Origin of the sequence: Bradyrhizobium sp. DN3 (genome assembly GCF_041357655.1) — a bacterium.
Lineage (GTDB): Bacteria > Pseudomonadota > Alphaproteobacteria > Rhizobiales > Xanthobacteraceae > Bradyrhizobium.
Genome location: NZ_JAULLN010000006.1, coordinates 246567 through 261584, shown reverse-complemented (window position 1 = coordinate 261584; position 15018 = coordinate 246567). Strand labels below are relative to the sequence as shown.

At 58.2% G+C, this 15018-nt stretch carries 12 protein-coding genes; 4 read left to right on the top strand and 8 right to left on the bottom strand.

Features of this window, described 5'->3' with window-relative positions:
• The first annotated feature begins 136 nt into the window (after positions 1-136).
• On the top strand, positions 137-1135 hold the full coding sequence (locus tag AAE027_RS11935) for a glycosyltransferase family 2 protein (protein WP_370988205.1): 999 nt from the start codon (positions 137-139) through the stop codon (positions 1133-1135).
• Here AAE027_RS11935 and AAE027_RS11930 read toward each other — a convergent pair.
• Positions 1124-2320, bottom strand: a complete 1197-nt coding sequence (locus AAE027_RS11930) for a glycosyltransferase (RefSeq protein WP_370988204.1) — start codon at positions 2318-2320, stop codon at positions 1124-1126. The two genes, AAE027_RS11935 and AAE027_RS11930, sit on opposite strands and share 12 nt — an antisense overlap.
• Positions 2321-2427: 107 nt before the next feature.
• Between AAE027_RS11930 and AAE027_RS11925 the strand changes: the two genes are divergently transcribed.
• A complete protein-coding gene (locus AAE027_RS11925; protein WP_370988203.1) occupies positions 2428-3477 on the top strand; it encodes a glycosyltransferase family 2 protein in 1050 nt (349 codons plus the stop codon).
• 43 nt (positions 3478-3520) lie between these two features.
• On the opposite strand, the gene AAE027_RS11920 is transcribed toward AAE027_RS11925, so the two are convergent.
• Complete coding sequence (locus tag AAE027_RS11920; RefSeq protein ID WP_370988202.1) at positions 3521-4360, bottom strand: glycosyltransferase family 25 protein; 840 nt, start codon at positions 4358-4360, stop codon at positions 3521-3523.
• A gap of 228 nt (positions 4361-4588) precedes the next feature.
• Here AAE027_RS11920 and AAE027_RS11915 point away from each other — a divergent pair, with 228 nt between their 5' ends.
• A complete protein-coding gene (locus tag AAE027_RS11915; protein WP_370988201.1) occupies positions 4589-6304 on the top strand; it encodes a putative Ig domain-containing protein in 1716 nt (571 codons plus the stop codon).
• A 10-nt stretch (positions 6305-6314) separates the two neighbouring features.
• Here the strand turns inward: AAE027_RS11915 and AAE027_RS11910 are convergent, their stop codons facing one another.
• The gene (locus tag AAE027_RS11910) at positions 6315-7442 is read right to left on the bottom strand and encodes a polysaccharide pyruvyl transferase family protein (RefSeq protein WP_370988200.1); all 1128 of its coding nucleotides are present in this window, start codon (positions 7440-7442) and stop codon (positions 6315-6317) included.
• A gap of 427 nt (positions 7443-7869) precedes the next feature.
• Here AAE027_RS11910 and AAE027_RS11905 point away from each other — a divergent pair, with 427 nt between their 5' ends.
• On the top strand, positions 7870-8670 hold the full coding sequence (locus AAE027_RS11905) for an FkbM family methyltransferase (RefSeq protein WP_370988199.1): 801 nt from the start codon (positions 7870-7872) through the stop codon (positions 8668-8670).
• A gap of 94 nt (positions 8671-8764) precedes the next feature.
• Here AAE027_RS11905 and fcl read toward each other — a convergent pair whose 3' ends face one another.
• The 5 genes from fcl to AAE027_RS11880 all read right to left on the bottom strand — a co-directional run bounded on the left by fcl (position 8765) and on the right by AAE027_RS11880 (position 14966).
• Positions 8765-9721: a GDP-L-fucose synthase gene (gene fcl / locus AAE027_RS11900; RefSeq protein ID WP_130211918.1), complete on the bottom strand. Its 957-nt coding sequence runs from the start codon at positions 9719-9721 to the stop codon at positions 8765-8767.
• Positions 9702-10784 (bottom strand): GDP-mannose 4,6-dehydratase, encoded by a 1083-nt coding sequence (gene gmd / locus AAE027_RS11895; protein WP_370988197.1) that lies wholly within the window; start codon positions 10782-10784, stop codon positions 9702-9704. The genes fcl and gmd overlap by 20 nt, the downstream gene beginning before the upstream one ends.
• Before the next feature lie 5 nt (positions 10785-10789).
• On the bottom strand, positions 10790-12337 hold the full coding sequence (locus AAE027_RS11890; RefSeq protein ID WP_091894123.1) for a lipopolysaccharide biosynthesis protein: 1548 nt from the start codon (positions 12335-12337) through the stop codon (positions 10790-10792).
• 13 nt (positions 12338-12350) lie between these two features.
• A complete protein-coding gene (locus AAE027_RS11885; protein WP_370988196.1) occupies positions 12351-13451 on the bottom strand; it encodes a glycosyltransferase family 61 protein in 1101 nt (366 codons plus the stop codon).
• Positions 13452-13619: 168 nt separating this feature from the next.
• On the bottom strand, positions 13620-14966 hold the full coding sequence (locus AAE027_RS11880; protein WP_370988194.1) for a glycoside hydrolase family 16 protein: 1347 nt from the start codon (positions 14964-14966) through the stop codon (positions 13620-13622).
• Positions 14967-15018 lie beyond the last annotated feature (52 nt).

Below are 15018 nucleotides of genomic sequence, written 5' to 3'. Positions count from 1 at the left end.
ACCGATGCATTAAAAGAAGCAGTCACGAGTTGGCCATTCTTTTGACGGACCGTCGGTTCGTCCTTTGGCGTGCATCAACGACCATTCCCGCGCCTGCCAACGGATTAAGCAAACAACCGCAAGCGGCAGCTAAATCGTGTCCAAAGAAGTCCTGATTGTCATACCGGTACTGAACGAGGCCCCCCAGATCGAGACGGTTGTCCGCAACCTGGCCCGGGACAGCCTTCACGCAGGTCGCACAATAGTGGTTGCAGATGGCGGCAGCACCGATGGGACGCCCGACATTGTCCGCCAGCTCGCCAAAGACATTGGCGGCGTCCATCTGTTGCGCAATCCGCAGCGGCTGCAGAGTGCCGGGGTCAATCTAGCCGTACAGGTCTATGGTGCTGCGGCGCAGGTCCTAGTGCGGTGTGACGCCCATTGCGGATATCCAGCGGATTATGTTTCGAGCCTCCTCGAGACTCTGGACGAGCGTAAGGCCGACTCGGTCGTGGTCCCCATGGACTCGCATGGCGAGGGTTGCCTGCAGAAGGCCGTCGCCTGGGTCTCGGACACCAAGGTCGGTTCGGGCGGATCGGCACATCGCGGCGGAAAGCAAAGCGGCTTTGTCGATCACGGGCATCATGCGGCGATGACCATCGACGCGTTCCGCAGGGCTGGTGGTTACGACGAATCCTTCGCTCATAATGAAGATGCAGAGTTTGACTGCAGGCTGCGTGCAATCGGCGGCCGGATATTTCTGGATTCGAACATCCGCCTTTCATATCGACCGCGGTCGAGCTTTCTGAGCCTGGCAAAGCAGTACTTCAACTACGGTCGCGGTCGATCGAGAACCGTGAGACGGCATCCCGGATCGTTGCGACTGCGTCAATTCGTGGTGCCCACGCATGTTGCATTGACGATTGGCGCCATCGTGCTGTCGCCGGCGGCGCCGCTGCTGTTGACATTGCCGGCAGCCTATCTGGCGATACTGGCGCTGACTGCAATGATGATTGCAGTAAAACATCGCTCTATTTGCGGGCTGCTTGCACTGCCGGCCGCTGTCGTGATGCACTTCGCGTGGGCACTTGGCTTTTTCTGGGGCATCCTGTCGATCCGCCAGGCCACCTGGCAGATGACCCCTTCAGTTTCCTGAACCCTGCAGAACCTGGGCACTGGCCGGCGCGCCCACACGCCGGCCTGCCTTCACATAGGCCGCCTCGGTCAGGCGTGCAATCGAGGTCCACGTCGGCACCGAGTCTCGCAGATCCAACATTCCTTGACTCTTGCGGTTTCGATAATCAGGGTCGCTGATCAAGCGCTCAAGCGTCCGGGACAACGCGGCGGGATCACCTGGAGGAACGAGCGTCCCCTCTGCCCGATCGCTCAGCCATTCCGAAAACGTTCCAAGGTTCGAAGCGACGATCGGACGTCCCGCCGCGATCGCCAGCATCAGCACACCCGATGCGTCGATATCCCGGTACGGAAAAGCCAGGATGTCAGCGCGCGCGACCAGTGAGGTAACTTCATCTTCCGGAACGAAACGCAGGTCGAATTCGACATGGTCTTCGAGCTGCAGATCCTTCACCATCGCAAACAGCGGCTCCATCGCCATTTCCGGCCAGCCCACGACCTTCACCACGCAATGCGCCCTGACCTCTCGGGGAAGCAGCGCAAGCGCGCGAAGCATGACGTCGACGCCCTTGTAGGGCTTTATCTTGCCGAACAGGAGTATTTGAACGCGCCCGTTCCCGGCCGAGGGCTCGTCGGCCGGTCGGGTGATATGATCCGTCAGCAATCCGTGCGCGATAACGGATATCTTTTCGTCCGGGATACCAACGCGTAGCAGGCGATCGCGTGCAACGGTCGTATGAACGATAAGATGATCGAAGCAATGCAGAATGCTGAACGCGCCAATTCGCTGTATCCGCGAGCTCGGATTGTTATTGAACGGATTCGAGTCATGAACGGTCAGAACCGTTGGCGCGACCCTCCTGAACTTGGGAATGAACTGGCTGTCGACGATCGCCAGCGGTGCCCATTGGAAATGGATCACGTCAGGCGGCGTCCTCCTGAACCGCCTGATCAGCCGTGTCATTGATTCAGCGTGACTGAGGCCCTTCAGCCCCAGCTGCACGTTGCGTGGAAGTTTCTTGAAAAAGCGCGACTGCAATCCCGGATAAAAATGCCTGTCGAGAAACAGGTCTTCATCAACGGAAGGCTTCCGCCCGAGCTGGCGCCCGACAATGCTGGCTGCATGCCCAATATCGGTCAATCCTTTGGCTAATTTAAGATCATATGGCCAAGTAAACAGCGACGGATCGATCAGAGCGATTTTCATGCGATTGCCTCACCAACCATGCTTTGCGGACCGTGAAATTACTTCTGGCTCATCAAGGCATGGATTGATAGCCTCTTCTGTCACCTGCAAATTGTGAGCGACACGCGTTGAAGATCAGCATCGTCATAACTGTCTACAATTACGAACGGTATGTCGGATTGGCAATCGACAGCGCGTTGAATCAGACCCGTCCGGCGGACGAAATCGTCGTCGTCGACGACGGATCGATCGACGGTTCCCGCCAGATCATCGCCGGCTATGGTGACAGGATTCGAGCCATATTTCAGGCAAATCAGGGCAACATCGCAGCATTCGAAGTTGGGTATCGCGCAGCGACAGGCGATGTACTGCTGTTCCTCGATGCGGATGACATCCTGATGCCGACGGCGGTCGAAAACGTCGCGGCGCACTGGCGTGAAGGTGTTTCGAAAGTTCAGTTCAATCTGGACATCATCGATGGCGCCGGCAGGCGACTTGGGCGCTCGTTTTGTGCGTTTCCTAAATCCTACGCGCCAGACGATGTGCACGCAGAATTTACCCGGTCGGGAACGTACATCTGGCCAGTCATGTCGGGAAATGCGTACTCCCGAGAGTTTCTTCGACAGGTCATCCCGCTCAATCCGCCCGTGGGATACGACGGCGCCCTCAACACGATCGCGCCTCTTTACGGAGACGTGGTCACGGTGCAGGAAACCCTGGGGCAATATCGGCTCCATGGCAGAAATATCAGCCGAAATGACGCGAAGGGCCGGGCGCAGCGGTTTCCGGATTTTCCTAGGCAGATCGGGTTCCGTGTCGCAGAGTTCGATATCCTGAAGGCGCATTGCGACAAGAAGTCCATGCACGTGCAAGCGGCACGGCCGATCGATAACGAGATCGTCTTTGTCAACTATCGCCTCGCGTCGCGTAAACTGGGATTGCGCTACGTTCGGCAGGACGCGGACACATCGAGTTCACTTCTGCGCCGTGGGATATGGCTTGCGCTGACCACGACAACACATTGGCGCGCCGCCGCCTCTCATATCGTCTGGTTCACAGGGCTGTTCTTGAGCCCTTCCTGGCTTGCGTACCAGCTGATCATGCTCCGCTTCAACAGGGCAGAACTCTTGAGGCCGCTGATCAGGTTCGGAAGTGCCATCCGGCGCAAGCCCGCCTGAGTGGGCAACGCCGCAAAGGCAACCCGCCTCGTCAGATCTCGTCCTACGCCCTCCAGGCGTCGATCACACGCTTTCGATCGTAACGAATTGTCTCCGGCATTGGCCCGGAAAGACTGGTTGCGGCGGCGAGGCGGGCGCGAATCCGCCTGTCGGACTGGCGAAGGCGGATATTTTCCGACAGGCGCAGAACATATTCCTTTGATTTCCACGCAAACCGAGCCGCTCTGTCAAACGCAGTAGGCTCGCGGACCGACTCCGCCGCCTTTGCAATCGAAGACGTCAGCGTCACCTCAAGGCACGGAAAAGGAAACAAGGCATAATTGTGGAGGCCATTTGCCCAGAAGCGGTCCATCTCCCAGTCGATCGGCCGATGAATCGTTGTCACGCTGTCGATGAATCGACGCGCGGCATGGCCGGAGATTAGATAAGCCTGCGTTCCCATTGGCGCACGCTCAAACCGCACCAATTCCCGCTGATCCAGCCAGGCCACGTGCGTGCACGGCGCCATGTGTCGCCCATACAGCCGGAGATAGCCGATCTCGGCCGCCTTGCAGATGTCCGGAAGCGATCGAAAGCTGAACCCGGCATCGAGAATGACGTCGTCTTCGACCACAAGTGTCCATGAATCGTCGGCGTCTGACGCTGCCACTTGCGCCATGATGCTCATATGACTAGCTGCGCAGCCGATCTCGGCACGTGAAAGGCCCCTGCCCCAAAAGCGGATGGCCGCCGCCTCATCATATTGCGGGAGCCCCTTGGCGGGCACGCGCAAGGCATCAAAGAAGGTCCATGGAATCTCAAGCGACTCCAGATTTGCACTCGCGCGCTCGCGACGCATGGAACCGGCCAAACTAATCGCCACAATTCTGAGATTGCTGCCCATCGATTGATCAGTCCGACGCGTTGATTGGGAACCGTATTGCACGTGATCTCCAAACGATTACCGCGAACCGGTCTGTGCTGACAAGGACGCGGCGCCCGGCGGCTGCCATGCTGGTGGCCATTTCACATTCTTGTTTCGTAAAGCACGGCGAAATCTGCGGCTATACCTAAAGCGGTCGCATTCGGATGCCTTGGATCGAACCAACGGTTCCTCACAGACGAGTGAAACATGTACATCGCGAAAGTCGCGATGGTCTCAAGCAAAGAGGCGCGGATGCCATCAAAGCATCGATTCACCAGCACCATGGCAGCATTGTTCGTCGCATCATTGGTTGTCGGTGGCTCAGTACTTTATCTTGGCCTGAGCAACGATGGTTTGCGACAGCGCCTGCAATTCATCCCGCTGTTTAAGGAACGCAGCCAGGTCGTCGGCGGCGCCGTCGTCGGCCAGAACGGCAGTGGGTTGTATGCCGGCTATACGCTGTCCTGGGGTGATGAATTCAACACTCTCGATATCGTGGGTCCGGCAAACCCTCGCGGCAAGTTCTTCCCGACTGGCGCCTATCATCCAGGCATCCGCGGCAATACCACGTCGCTCGGGACAGCTTTTGATGCCGACCCGCTGACCACCGGCTACAAGGACCGCAACCGCGGTGTCGCGGTTGGCTTCGACAACATGTCGATCTCCGGCTCGGTGCTGCGCCTCGGAGCGCGCAAGGCAACAACGCGCGAGCAGGCATTCCTTACGCCGACCGACCGGTCCATCAACGGAGGCGTGCGGCCGCACCTCTCCGCGATGATCCATACCGCCGGGGCGTTTGCATACTACCCGACCGCCAACGCCGTCATCATCGAGATGCGTGCCCGGTTCAGCCCCAGGCTTACAAATCCGGCCGGCTTTCATCCCGCGTTCTGGACCTATTCGGTCGCACCCGTGCTTAATCCAACCGGCAACGAGTGGGATCTTGAGTGCAACTCCCAAGGGATGCACTTCAGCAATATCGTCCATACCTCGGGGGCGATCTCGACCGACAACAGCGCCGGACCATTCGACTATATGGACGGCGCGTTCCACGTCTTCAGCTTTGTTTTTCGAAACGGCGGAAACACCCAACTCTACGTCGATGGCGCCCTTCGATCCCAGTTTGCCGGCGTGGATTCCAATACCAAGAATATGCCCTCATTTGTGCTGCTGACGTCACACATATTCAATAACACGTTCGCGGGCGAGGCGTATGACGCCGCAGCGTGGGCCAGCTCGGCGACCGGCGCCTATCTCGATGTCGACTGGATCCGCGGCTGGCGCACGACAGGCGTCAAGCATTGGAAGCCGCTGGTTTCGGTCGCAGATCTCAATGTCGATTACGACGGCAACGGCAAGATTGTGCTGCCGAGCGCCAAGGCCCTCTGGGGTGATGCGAGCGTTACCGAATTCGTCCAGGTCGTACCCTATGACAGCTCCGAACCGGGTATGACGGAGCAGACGACGTTTACGCAATTCCCGGAAGGCATTTCGTACGATGCGACATCGCGCACGATCAAGGCGGACTTCACCACTGCCAAGGGCAATGCCGGGCGGTCTCATGTCGTCGTTTATGGCTACAAGCCTGACGGCTCAACGATGGAGCCACTGCGATTCTCCATCAATCGCGGTCCGCGCGTGACGACGCGCCCCCTTTCATCCGCCGCAGGCGACAGCTACCGCCACGATATCTATGGGGAGTGCGATGTCGGAGTCATGATGCCGAAGATATTGTCCGTCAAAGGACTGCCGCAGGGGCTCGCTTTTGACCGTTCCACCGGACTCATCAATGGTGCTCCAACGACGCCAGGGGTCACCAGCCTGACAATCTCCTGCGCAAACAATGCGGGCCAGACAACAAAGAGGACGACAACGTTGACCGTCCACGCGCACGATCCGGCGAACCGCCCGTACGGAGGATGATGCTCGACCCTCAACCTTGATCCGTCGGGGCCGAACTGCCCTGGCAGATATCCAGAAAATTTGCGAGGGCGTCGTCCACACTCGTGCTCAGTGGCCGGCTCAACTTTTCGAATGGCTTGCTCCACGCATCGACGAACGTGCTGATCTTCCCATAATTGTTGTCAAGGACCGAGTGCGGCACATTCAGCAACACGCAAAAGATATGCGTGTGAAGCCGGTCCGTGATCACGTAGGCCGACGATCCAACCTGCCTCATTCCACGGGCTACACGGTTCGACGCCAGCAGGTGAAACCACCGAATGCGCACGTCGAGCTCCGACGGCGTCATGCCCTTGAGCAAGAGGAGCGCCGTCTCGAGCAGCGCCTTGACAAACAACCACTTTCCCAAGCCTCGTTGTTCGATGAGCCAGTCCTCGACAACTGCAAAGTTTGGGAGCGTCGGAAAACGCTTTTGCTCCACCTTCTCGTGATCGGTTCGGAGCAGCAGCAACAATTTCCTGGTTACTGCCGCTGGCGAGCTCTGCGCCCCCAGGCAGAATGCCATGTCCGGACAGAGATCGACGGGCGCAGTAAATTCCGTTGTCGCGATATTCAAACTTTGCACGTCGCGGACCAAAATCCGGAATTTCTTATGCGAGTTGATGATCTCCGCGGCGCGTTTGAGACTTGCCTTCGAGGAGAAGTGTATGGTTTGCGGCAATTGAATGATCTGGCGATCCGGAAACTCCGACAGAAGCCTGAGCCGAAACTCCTGATGGCTAGGCCACAGGTCGCCGAAATTGCCGCCACCATGGATAAGGATAGGTCCGACAGGAACGGCTCTTTCAAACTCTTCCTTTGACCAGGTGTCATAGGTGCAGACGTACGACGGTGCTCGGCCTAGCTTCTTCTGCAGATAGGTCTCTTCACCCAACCATATGGCGCTGTCGCCCACATTCGAGTGGTTGGGGAAGTCCACTAGCGCAAAATTCTCGACACCCTCCAGATGAGGCCCGATGACCTTTTCAATCTCATCCTGCATTTCTGCAATCAGTGTACGAGAGTCCTTCATGGGAGTTTCGGCCATCGTCCTGAGTTCGGTCCCGTCGGTCGCATCACAGCATCGAACGGCTTTCGATGCATCGGCAAAACTTCCCATTCGATTAATCCATTTCTGCCATTGCGCCAGGTACTCGCTGCGGTTGAGCGATGACGCATCTGCCTGCCGTCAGCGAGAACGCCGGACGTTTGCGCTGCGAGCTTCCCGCGTCAGTCATTCGATCTTTCGCGCTCAGCCGGCTTCTGCCTCTATCACGCACTCGTGCCTCTCTCGGTGTCCCCTCGCCGATGCGGAAGCTGACCGGGTTCCAGAGCACGGAATAGATCGGCTTAGCAGCCAAAAGGCAAGTCTCGGCAACGCTGCCGATTAGCGACAACACCGCACATATTCATGACAAGAATCGAATCTATTGAAGTCTTAAGGCAGGCAAATGTGTTGATCGCAACGAACATAGGCAGCGAGCCTGCGGGAATGCCGCTTCTTGCAGCAAGCCTGCACCCAGTGCGTTAGCGAGCTCGGAGTCACCATGATCGGTTTGTTGAAAGACTACGTAAAGGCCCGCCTGCTTGATAACGACTTTATGATATCCGGCACCTCAAAGGAGCAGGAGCTCAGGGAATTCTTCCGGGACCTTTTCCCTGTCGTGACGGACAAGAAATTGATTCGACTGGGCGGATCGGCTGATGGCGGCTATTTGGTTCCGGACGACCTCGATGGCTGCGTCGGTTGCTTTTCGCCGGGGGTCTACAACGTCTCTGACTTCGAGCTCGGCCTTGCCGAACGTGGCATCCCGTGTTTCCTCGCTGACTTCTCGGTGGATGCACCGGCGATCCACAATGACCTGCTCGATTTCGAAAAGAAGTTCCTCGGAAACGAAAACAACGCCAAGTTCATGACTTTAGAGAACTGGATGTCGAGAAAGGGCCCTCGGACCGGCGATCTCATCCTCCAGATGGACATTGAAGGCGGCGAGTACGAGGTTCTCATCGAAACGAGCTGCGACGACCTGAAGCGCTTCAGGATCATGATCATCGAGTTCCATTCCATGGACAGAATTCTCAATCCCATCGGTCTCAAGCTGATCGGCGCTGTTTTCAAGAAGATCACCAAGCACTTCGACGTCGTACACATTCATCCGAACAATTACTTCAAACCCATCGAGTACAGGGGCTTCAAGGTACCGCCGATCATGGAATTCTCGTTCTTGCGCAAGGATCGCGCTGCTCGCCGGACGCCTGCGAGAAAGTTTCCTCACGACCTCGACAGGAGAAACGTCGCAAACAGGGACGATGTCGTGCTGCCGAAATGCTGGTTCGCTCCGGAGTGATCGCCGCCGTGGCCGCGCCGACGAATCACGCCAGCCGCGCACAACGGGCGCGCGGATGCGTGACCGTTGGCTCGCAATGGCAGAAGTGCGCTTCCTACTCTCGCGCCTGCAGGTTCTCGCCGAGATATGCCTGATAGGCCAGCTTGAGCCCATCCTCGAGCGGGGTCTTGGCCCGCCAACCCAGTTTCGCCAACCGGTTGACGTCGAGCAATTTGCGCGGGGTGCCGTCGGGGCGCGAGGTGTCAAAGCTGATCTCGCCTGAATAGCCGACGGTCTCCGCGACCACGCGGGCGAATTCGGCGATCGCAATGTCCACGCCGGTGCCGATGTTGACGAGCTCGCCGCTCGAATAGGTCTTCATCAGATGGATGCAGGCGTCCGCAAGATCGTCGACAAAGAGGAATTCGCGCCGCGGCGTGCCGGTGCCCCACACCACGACGTTCTTCGCTCCCGACGTCTTGGCCTCATGGAAACGGCGGATCAACGCCGCGACGACGTGGCTGTATTCGGGATGATAATTGTCGCCGCGACCGTAGAGGTTGGTCGGCATCACACTGATGAAGTTTGAACCGTACTGGCTGCGATAGGCCTCGACCATCTTGATGCCCGCGATCTTGGCGATCGCGTAGGGTTCGTTGGTCGGCTCCAGCGGGCCAGTCAGCATCGACTCTTCGCGAATCGGCTGGACTGCGAGTTTGGGGTAGATGCAGGAGGAGCCAAAGAACATCAGCTTCTCGCATCGATTGACATGCGCGGCGTGGATGACGTTGGTCGCGATCGCCAGATTTTCGTAGAGGAACTCGGCGCGCAGCGTATTGTTGGCGACGATGCCGCCGACCTTGGCGGCAGCAAGGAACACTGCCTGCGGACGCCTTGCCGCAAACCATTTATCGACCGCGGCCTGGTCACGCAGGTCGACCTCGCTTCGCGAGACTGTCAGAAGTTCGACGTTTTCCTCCGCGAGCCGCCGCACTAACGCGGAGCCAACCATGCCGCGATGTCCGGCGACAAAGACGGTCTTACCGGCCAGCTCAAATGGAGTGCTTGGCATTGGTAACCTCTCGCCTGGCCTCGAGCAAATCGGAAGCCACCATTTCCTTGACCAGTTGCGCGAACGGGGTCCTGGATTTCCAGCCGAGCTTCTCGCGCGCCTTGCTGGGATCGCCGATCAGGAGATCGACCTCGGTGGGACGGAAATAGGTCGGGTCGATCCGCACGATGATCCTGCCTGACTTCTTGTCGATACCGGTTTCCTCGACGCCCTTGCCCCGCCATTCGACTTTGCGGCCGACTTCGGCGAAGGCGAGCTCCACGAACTCACGCACCGAGCGAGTCTCTCCGGTTGCCAGCACGAAATCGTCGGGCCGGTCGGCCTGCAGGATCATGTGCATGCCTTCGACATAATCCCTGGCATGGCCCCAGTCGCGCTTGGCTTCGAGATTTCCGAGATACAGCGTCTCTTCGAGGCCTGTCTCGATGCGGGCAACGGCACGCGTGATCTTGCGGGTGACGAAGGTTTCGCCGCGGATCGGGCTCTCGTGGTTGAAGAGAATACCGTTCGAGGCAAACATGCCGTAGGCTTCGCGGTAGTTCACCGTGATCCAATAGGCATAGAGCTTCGCCACCGCGTAAGGGGAGCGCGGGTAGAAGGGAGTCGTTTCCTTCTGCGGCACTTCCTGCACAAGGCCGTAGAGCTCCGAAGTGGACGCCTGATAGAACCGCGCCTCCTTCTCCATGCCAAGAATGCGAATCGCCTCCAATAGCCGCAGCGTTCCGATCGCGTCAGCGTTCGCGGTGTACTCCGGGCTCTCGAAACTGACCGCCACATGGCTCTGTGCGGCCAGATTGTAGATCTCGGTTGGCCGGATCTGCTGCATCAGGCGGATCAGGTTTGTCGAATCCGTCATGTCGCCGTAATGCATCAGGAACGGCACATTGCCGGCATGCGGATCCTGATAAAGATGATCGACACGGGCGGTGTTGAAGGAGGACGAGCGCCGCTTGATGCCGTGGACGATGTAGCCCAGGCCGACCAGATACTCGGCGAGATAGGCACCGTCCTGACCGGTGACGCCCGTGATCAGCGCGACGCGCCGCTTCGACCTTTCATTCATATTGCTCACCCGACTGCTCGGTTATCATCGACGATTTTTCCCATTTTCCCAAACCTGTTGGCGATTGCGCCGAGGATTCGCAGGATCTCACGCTCGGGCCCTGCCGGCGCGCCTGTCGCTCGCCAGAATCCAAAGAGTGACCCGACATAGGCAAGAGCGCTCACGAGAACAACAGCGATCAACCGAGCATAGACGTGAGACTCATGGCCAAAAGATGTGATGAAAGCCCAATTCGTCAGAAGACCGACAATGATCATCGTGCAGGTGGACAAAGCGGTCCTTAGATTCACGAGAAATTGCCGGGAGACAGAAGTGTCGATCAATTCGCGGACCAGGACCATGTTGTAGACGACACCGCCGAGGGTAACCGCCACGCGGGCGACCAGCAGGCCAACTAACCCTCCCATCCACAAGCCCGCAACAATGAAAGGCAGCCTCACGATCAGGATCGCAACGTCGCGATGAAATAACCTGCGCGTCTGGCCAAGGGCCAGACCAAGGGGTTGGACGGTCGCGCTGAGCGTGTGCAACGCAATTGCACCACCGAGGAGCTGGATCACGATCGTCGCGCCTGCCCAAGCTTCACCCAGTGCGAGCGGAACGAATTGATCGGCGATCAACGCGAAGCCGAACCCCGCCGGAAAGGCGATCGCACACAGCATTGATTGCGCCGACAGATAAGCTCGCTGAAGGGCGGCTTTGTCGTCCCTCAGCCTCACGAACGCGGGAAACAGCGTCCCGGCGAGCGGATTTGTTGCTTCTCTTGTCGGCGTGGCGGCCAGGTCGCTGCCAAGCACATATCCACCCAGGGCGGATTTCCCGAGAAAATATCCGATGATGATCTGGTCGAAACGCCAGTTCAGCGTGCTGACGGCCTGTCCGAGCGATAGCCACACAGAGAACGAGAATAGGGAGCGGCTACCCTTTATCCGGAATTTCGGCCGGAACGGCTGGATCAGATAAGAGGCGACGACATCGATGAAGTTGGCGACGACGGCTCCGGCGATAAGCGCCCAGTAGCTCCTGAAGCAAATGGCGATCCCAGAGGAGACGAGGATGGTTGCGAGCGCCCGGCTGCTGCTCGTCACAAATTCCTGCCAGAAGACGAGTTGACGCTGCATCATCGCAAGCATCGGATTTCGAAGGCCGGATATCACGATCGAACAGCTCAGGACCAACAGGATCGGAATCAAGCGGCCATCGCCGTAGGACAATGCCACCGGATAGGCGAGCAACGACAGCAAGAGTGCCAGCAAGCAAGCACGAGCCAGGCTCAACGTCCACGCGGCGTGGAATTGATCTTCACTTGGATCCTTGTGGTGAATGAGCGCCGATGCCAGGGACAGTTCAGTCATCGACGTCAGAACAGCAATGATGGCCGTCGCGACGGCAACCAGGCCGAAATCTTCCGGCGTGAGCATTCTCGCCAATATGAGCGTGTTCAAGAAGCCGAGACTGGCAACCACCAGCCGGCTCACGCCGATCCAAGCAGCTCCGATGGCGATTGAATTTTTCGACAAAGGGAGCGTCGTACGCGCACCAATAGCGACCATTTTCAATGCTCGTTCATTGACAGATGGTTTCCAGTGCGCGCTCGAAGATGTCAGGCGCAACCTCGAAATCGAATGGACTGGGCCCAAACGCTCCCTGCGGGCGCGTTCCCTTGCTGTCCCCCACGATGTAAGAATAGTCCGCGCCGGCGGACGTTGCGATCGTGTAGTAGTAGGGATGCACGTGGTCTGACGGGATCAACTCCAGGACTTTCGTTCCAGGCGAGCAGAATACGAGGTTGGTCAGCCCCGCACCATGTGCGCCAACGACAATCGAGCATTCCGAGAAAAACGCCGCTTCATCCTCAACGTCATCAAAGTCGTAGATCTGGAAGCCGAACCTTTTCAGTGCAGGCATCAGCTCTTCTTCGTTGGCGACCTTCCTTTGTCCTTTGCGCGGAACGTATACGCGCCTGTCGTGACGAAGCGGCGACTTGGCTACCTGCAAGCGGAAGAACTCCGTAAGCCATGGCGCATAATTCCGTCGCAAGCCTGGAAACGAAGTGCCGATCACGAGATCGGCCTGGATATCCTCCTGGCCTGCCCACACGCACTTGTGCATCGGAATTCCAAGCCGGCGAACGAGCTTGGCTGCCGTTTCGGACCCAGGCTTGGGCAAATAGACATAATCGACATCATCGAGCGAGAGGCCACTTTTCTGAAATAACGCCAAGCGTCCCAGGCAATCGAGCAGGAAGTGCCCATAGTTTCCTCCGGCGAAATCACTCGCCAGCGAGAGACAGGTGCCGCTTAGCGGCAGCGGCGTGCCGTAGGCAATTGATCGCGGATGGCGCGAGAACGACGATCCGTACCAGGTGCTCTCGTAGAGCAGCGATCCATCCTCCGTCACGAGCCAGCCGTCGGGACCGAGGATGCGGGCCTTGTCCAGGCGGAGAATGCCCAGCTCTGGCATTCTGTTGTCAACGCTTTCACCGAAACCTGCGTCGCGGCTGCCGAATCGAACCGGCGCCTTCCGCGCCAGTACCTCTTCCTCGACGGCAGTCAGCCAAGTATGCGGATGTTCACTTCGCCACGCGCGATGATCACAAAGCCGGCTCGGGCTGCCGCGCAATGCACCACGGAGGATTTGCCTGACGGCGCGAACCTTTGAGTTCATGGATGACTACCATTGCAAGAGACACTGACCGTGACAGGCAAGCGCGCATGACGGCCCACCTGCCACAGCCAAAGCAAAATTCAGACCGGCCGTACCGATCGCAATCAGCGGTACTCGGCTTGATCCAGATCACACGGAGTTGTGCGCACGCTGGATGCACCCCTCCGATCAGCGTCGCACATGCAGCGACAATAGACGGCAAGATCTGGCTTTTTTTGGTTGGATCACCGTGGTGTCGCAAGCAACGGGGACTTCTTTGGGGCCGACCTCGCCCGCGACTTCAGCCGTCAGTTTGCTGCCCAGCAGATAGTTCCCTTCGCGCGGCACGGCGGGCAGCGCGAATTCGATCACGCTGACGCCATCTTCCCCTTCCTTGCGAGAGACCTGTTGCAGCGGCTTCTTTGCCGATGCGACCATGGCGCCGGTTGTTGCATCGAAGACGTACGCATGAAGCGTTCGATTTGTCGGATAGTCTTCCGGAATCTTGATGGGAATTTCGATCTTGAGCGGATCGGTTGTGCTCAGTGACAATACCCCCGCATTCGGCTTCTTATCCGCTACCACATTCGTAACATTGAGGAATGTCGGCTTGGGCATGTCGTTGAGCGCTGCCGTGTATCCAAAATCATTGGGATCCGGTGTCACGTCGCTCGGACCGCATTTTCGGCTTCCCCGCTCGGACGACGTGAACTGGCAGACGCGAACGTAGTCGATCTTGAACGTCTGCGGGAAAGCCGCATCATCGACCCCGTGCCGGCCGGCCCAGGCTGCTCCGCCGACGGCGTAATTGAGATCAATGTGCGCCGGCGGCCCCAGTTGGCCGTCCTTCCTGAGCCACTGGTACATGCGCGTGTAGATGAGACGGCCGTCCCAGAAGAACGAAATGCGGTCAGGAGCCCAAACGAAGCCGGCAATATGCCAGTCCTTGTTCAGATCCTCCTTGCCGACCATGTCCTGAAACCTGAGCACGAACGAGTTGTCTACATACGTGTAGGACTGCGGCGTCCACTTATCTTTACTCATGGCATTCGAGTGCAGCATGTTCGGCTTGTCTTCCGCGCCATTGATGACGTACTCGAAAATGTCGATCTCCGGCGGATGCCAGAACTTTCCATCGATGTCGTAATCGGCTTCGAGCCAGAATGCCGGCCACGATCCCCGCGCATTCGGAAGAAAGACCCGCGCTTCATAGTAGCCATAGTAGAATGTCTGATGGCTACGGATCATCGCGGAATCGAACGTGTCCGCCCCCTCATTCTTTTTTGCAGTCAGATTCAGGGCACCTTCGGACACCACGTGGTTGTCGCGGTAGTGCTGCTTTTCATCGTTGAAACGATCCATCGTTTCGTTGTTGTAAATGTATCGGGTAGCCCATTTGGTTCGATCAAGCTTGTCGCCGTTGAACTCGTCCGAAAAAACCAGCTCCCAGCCAGCGCACCAGGCCGGCGCTGCGGATCCGAGTGCAACGACTATCGAGGCGACACAAAGGAGTTGCCTGCGCACGGCTGCGATCATCAACGAGATCCTTTCGGTTCGGCTGTTAGCCCGGCTGGGAAACGCTCTGCCG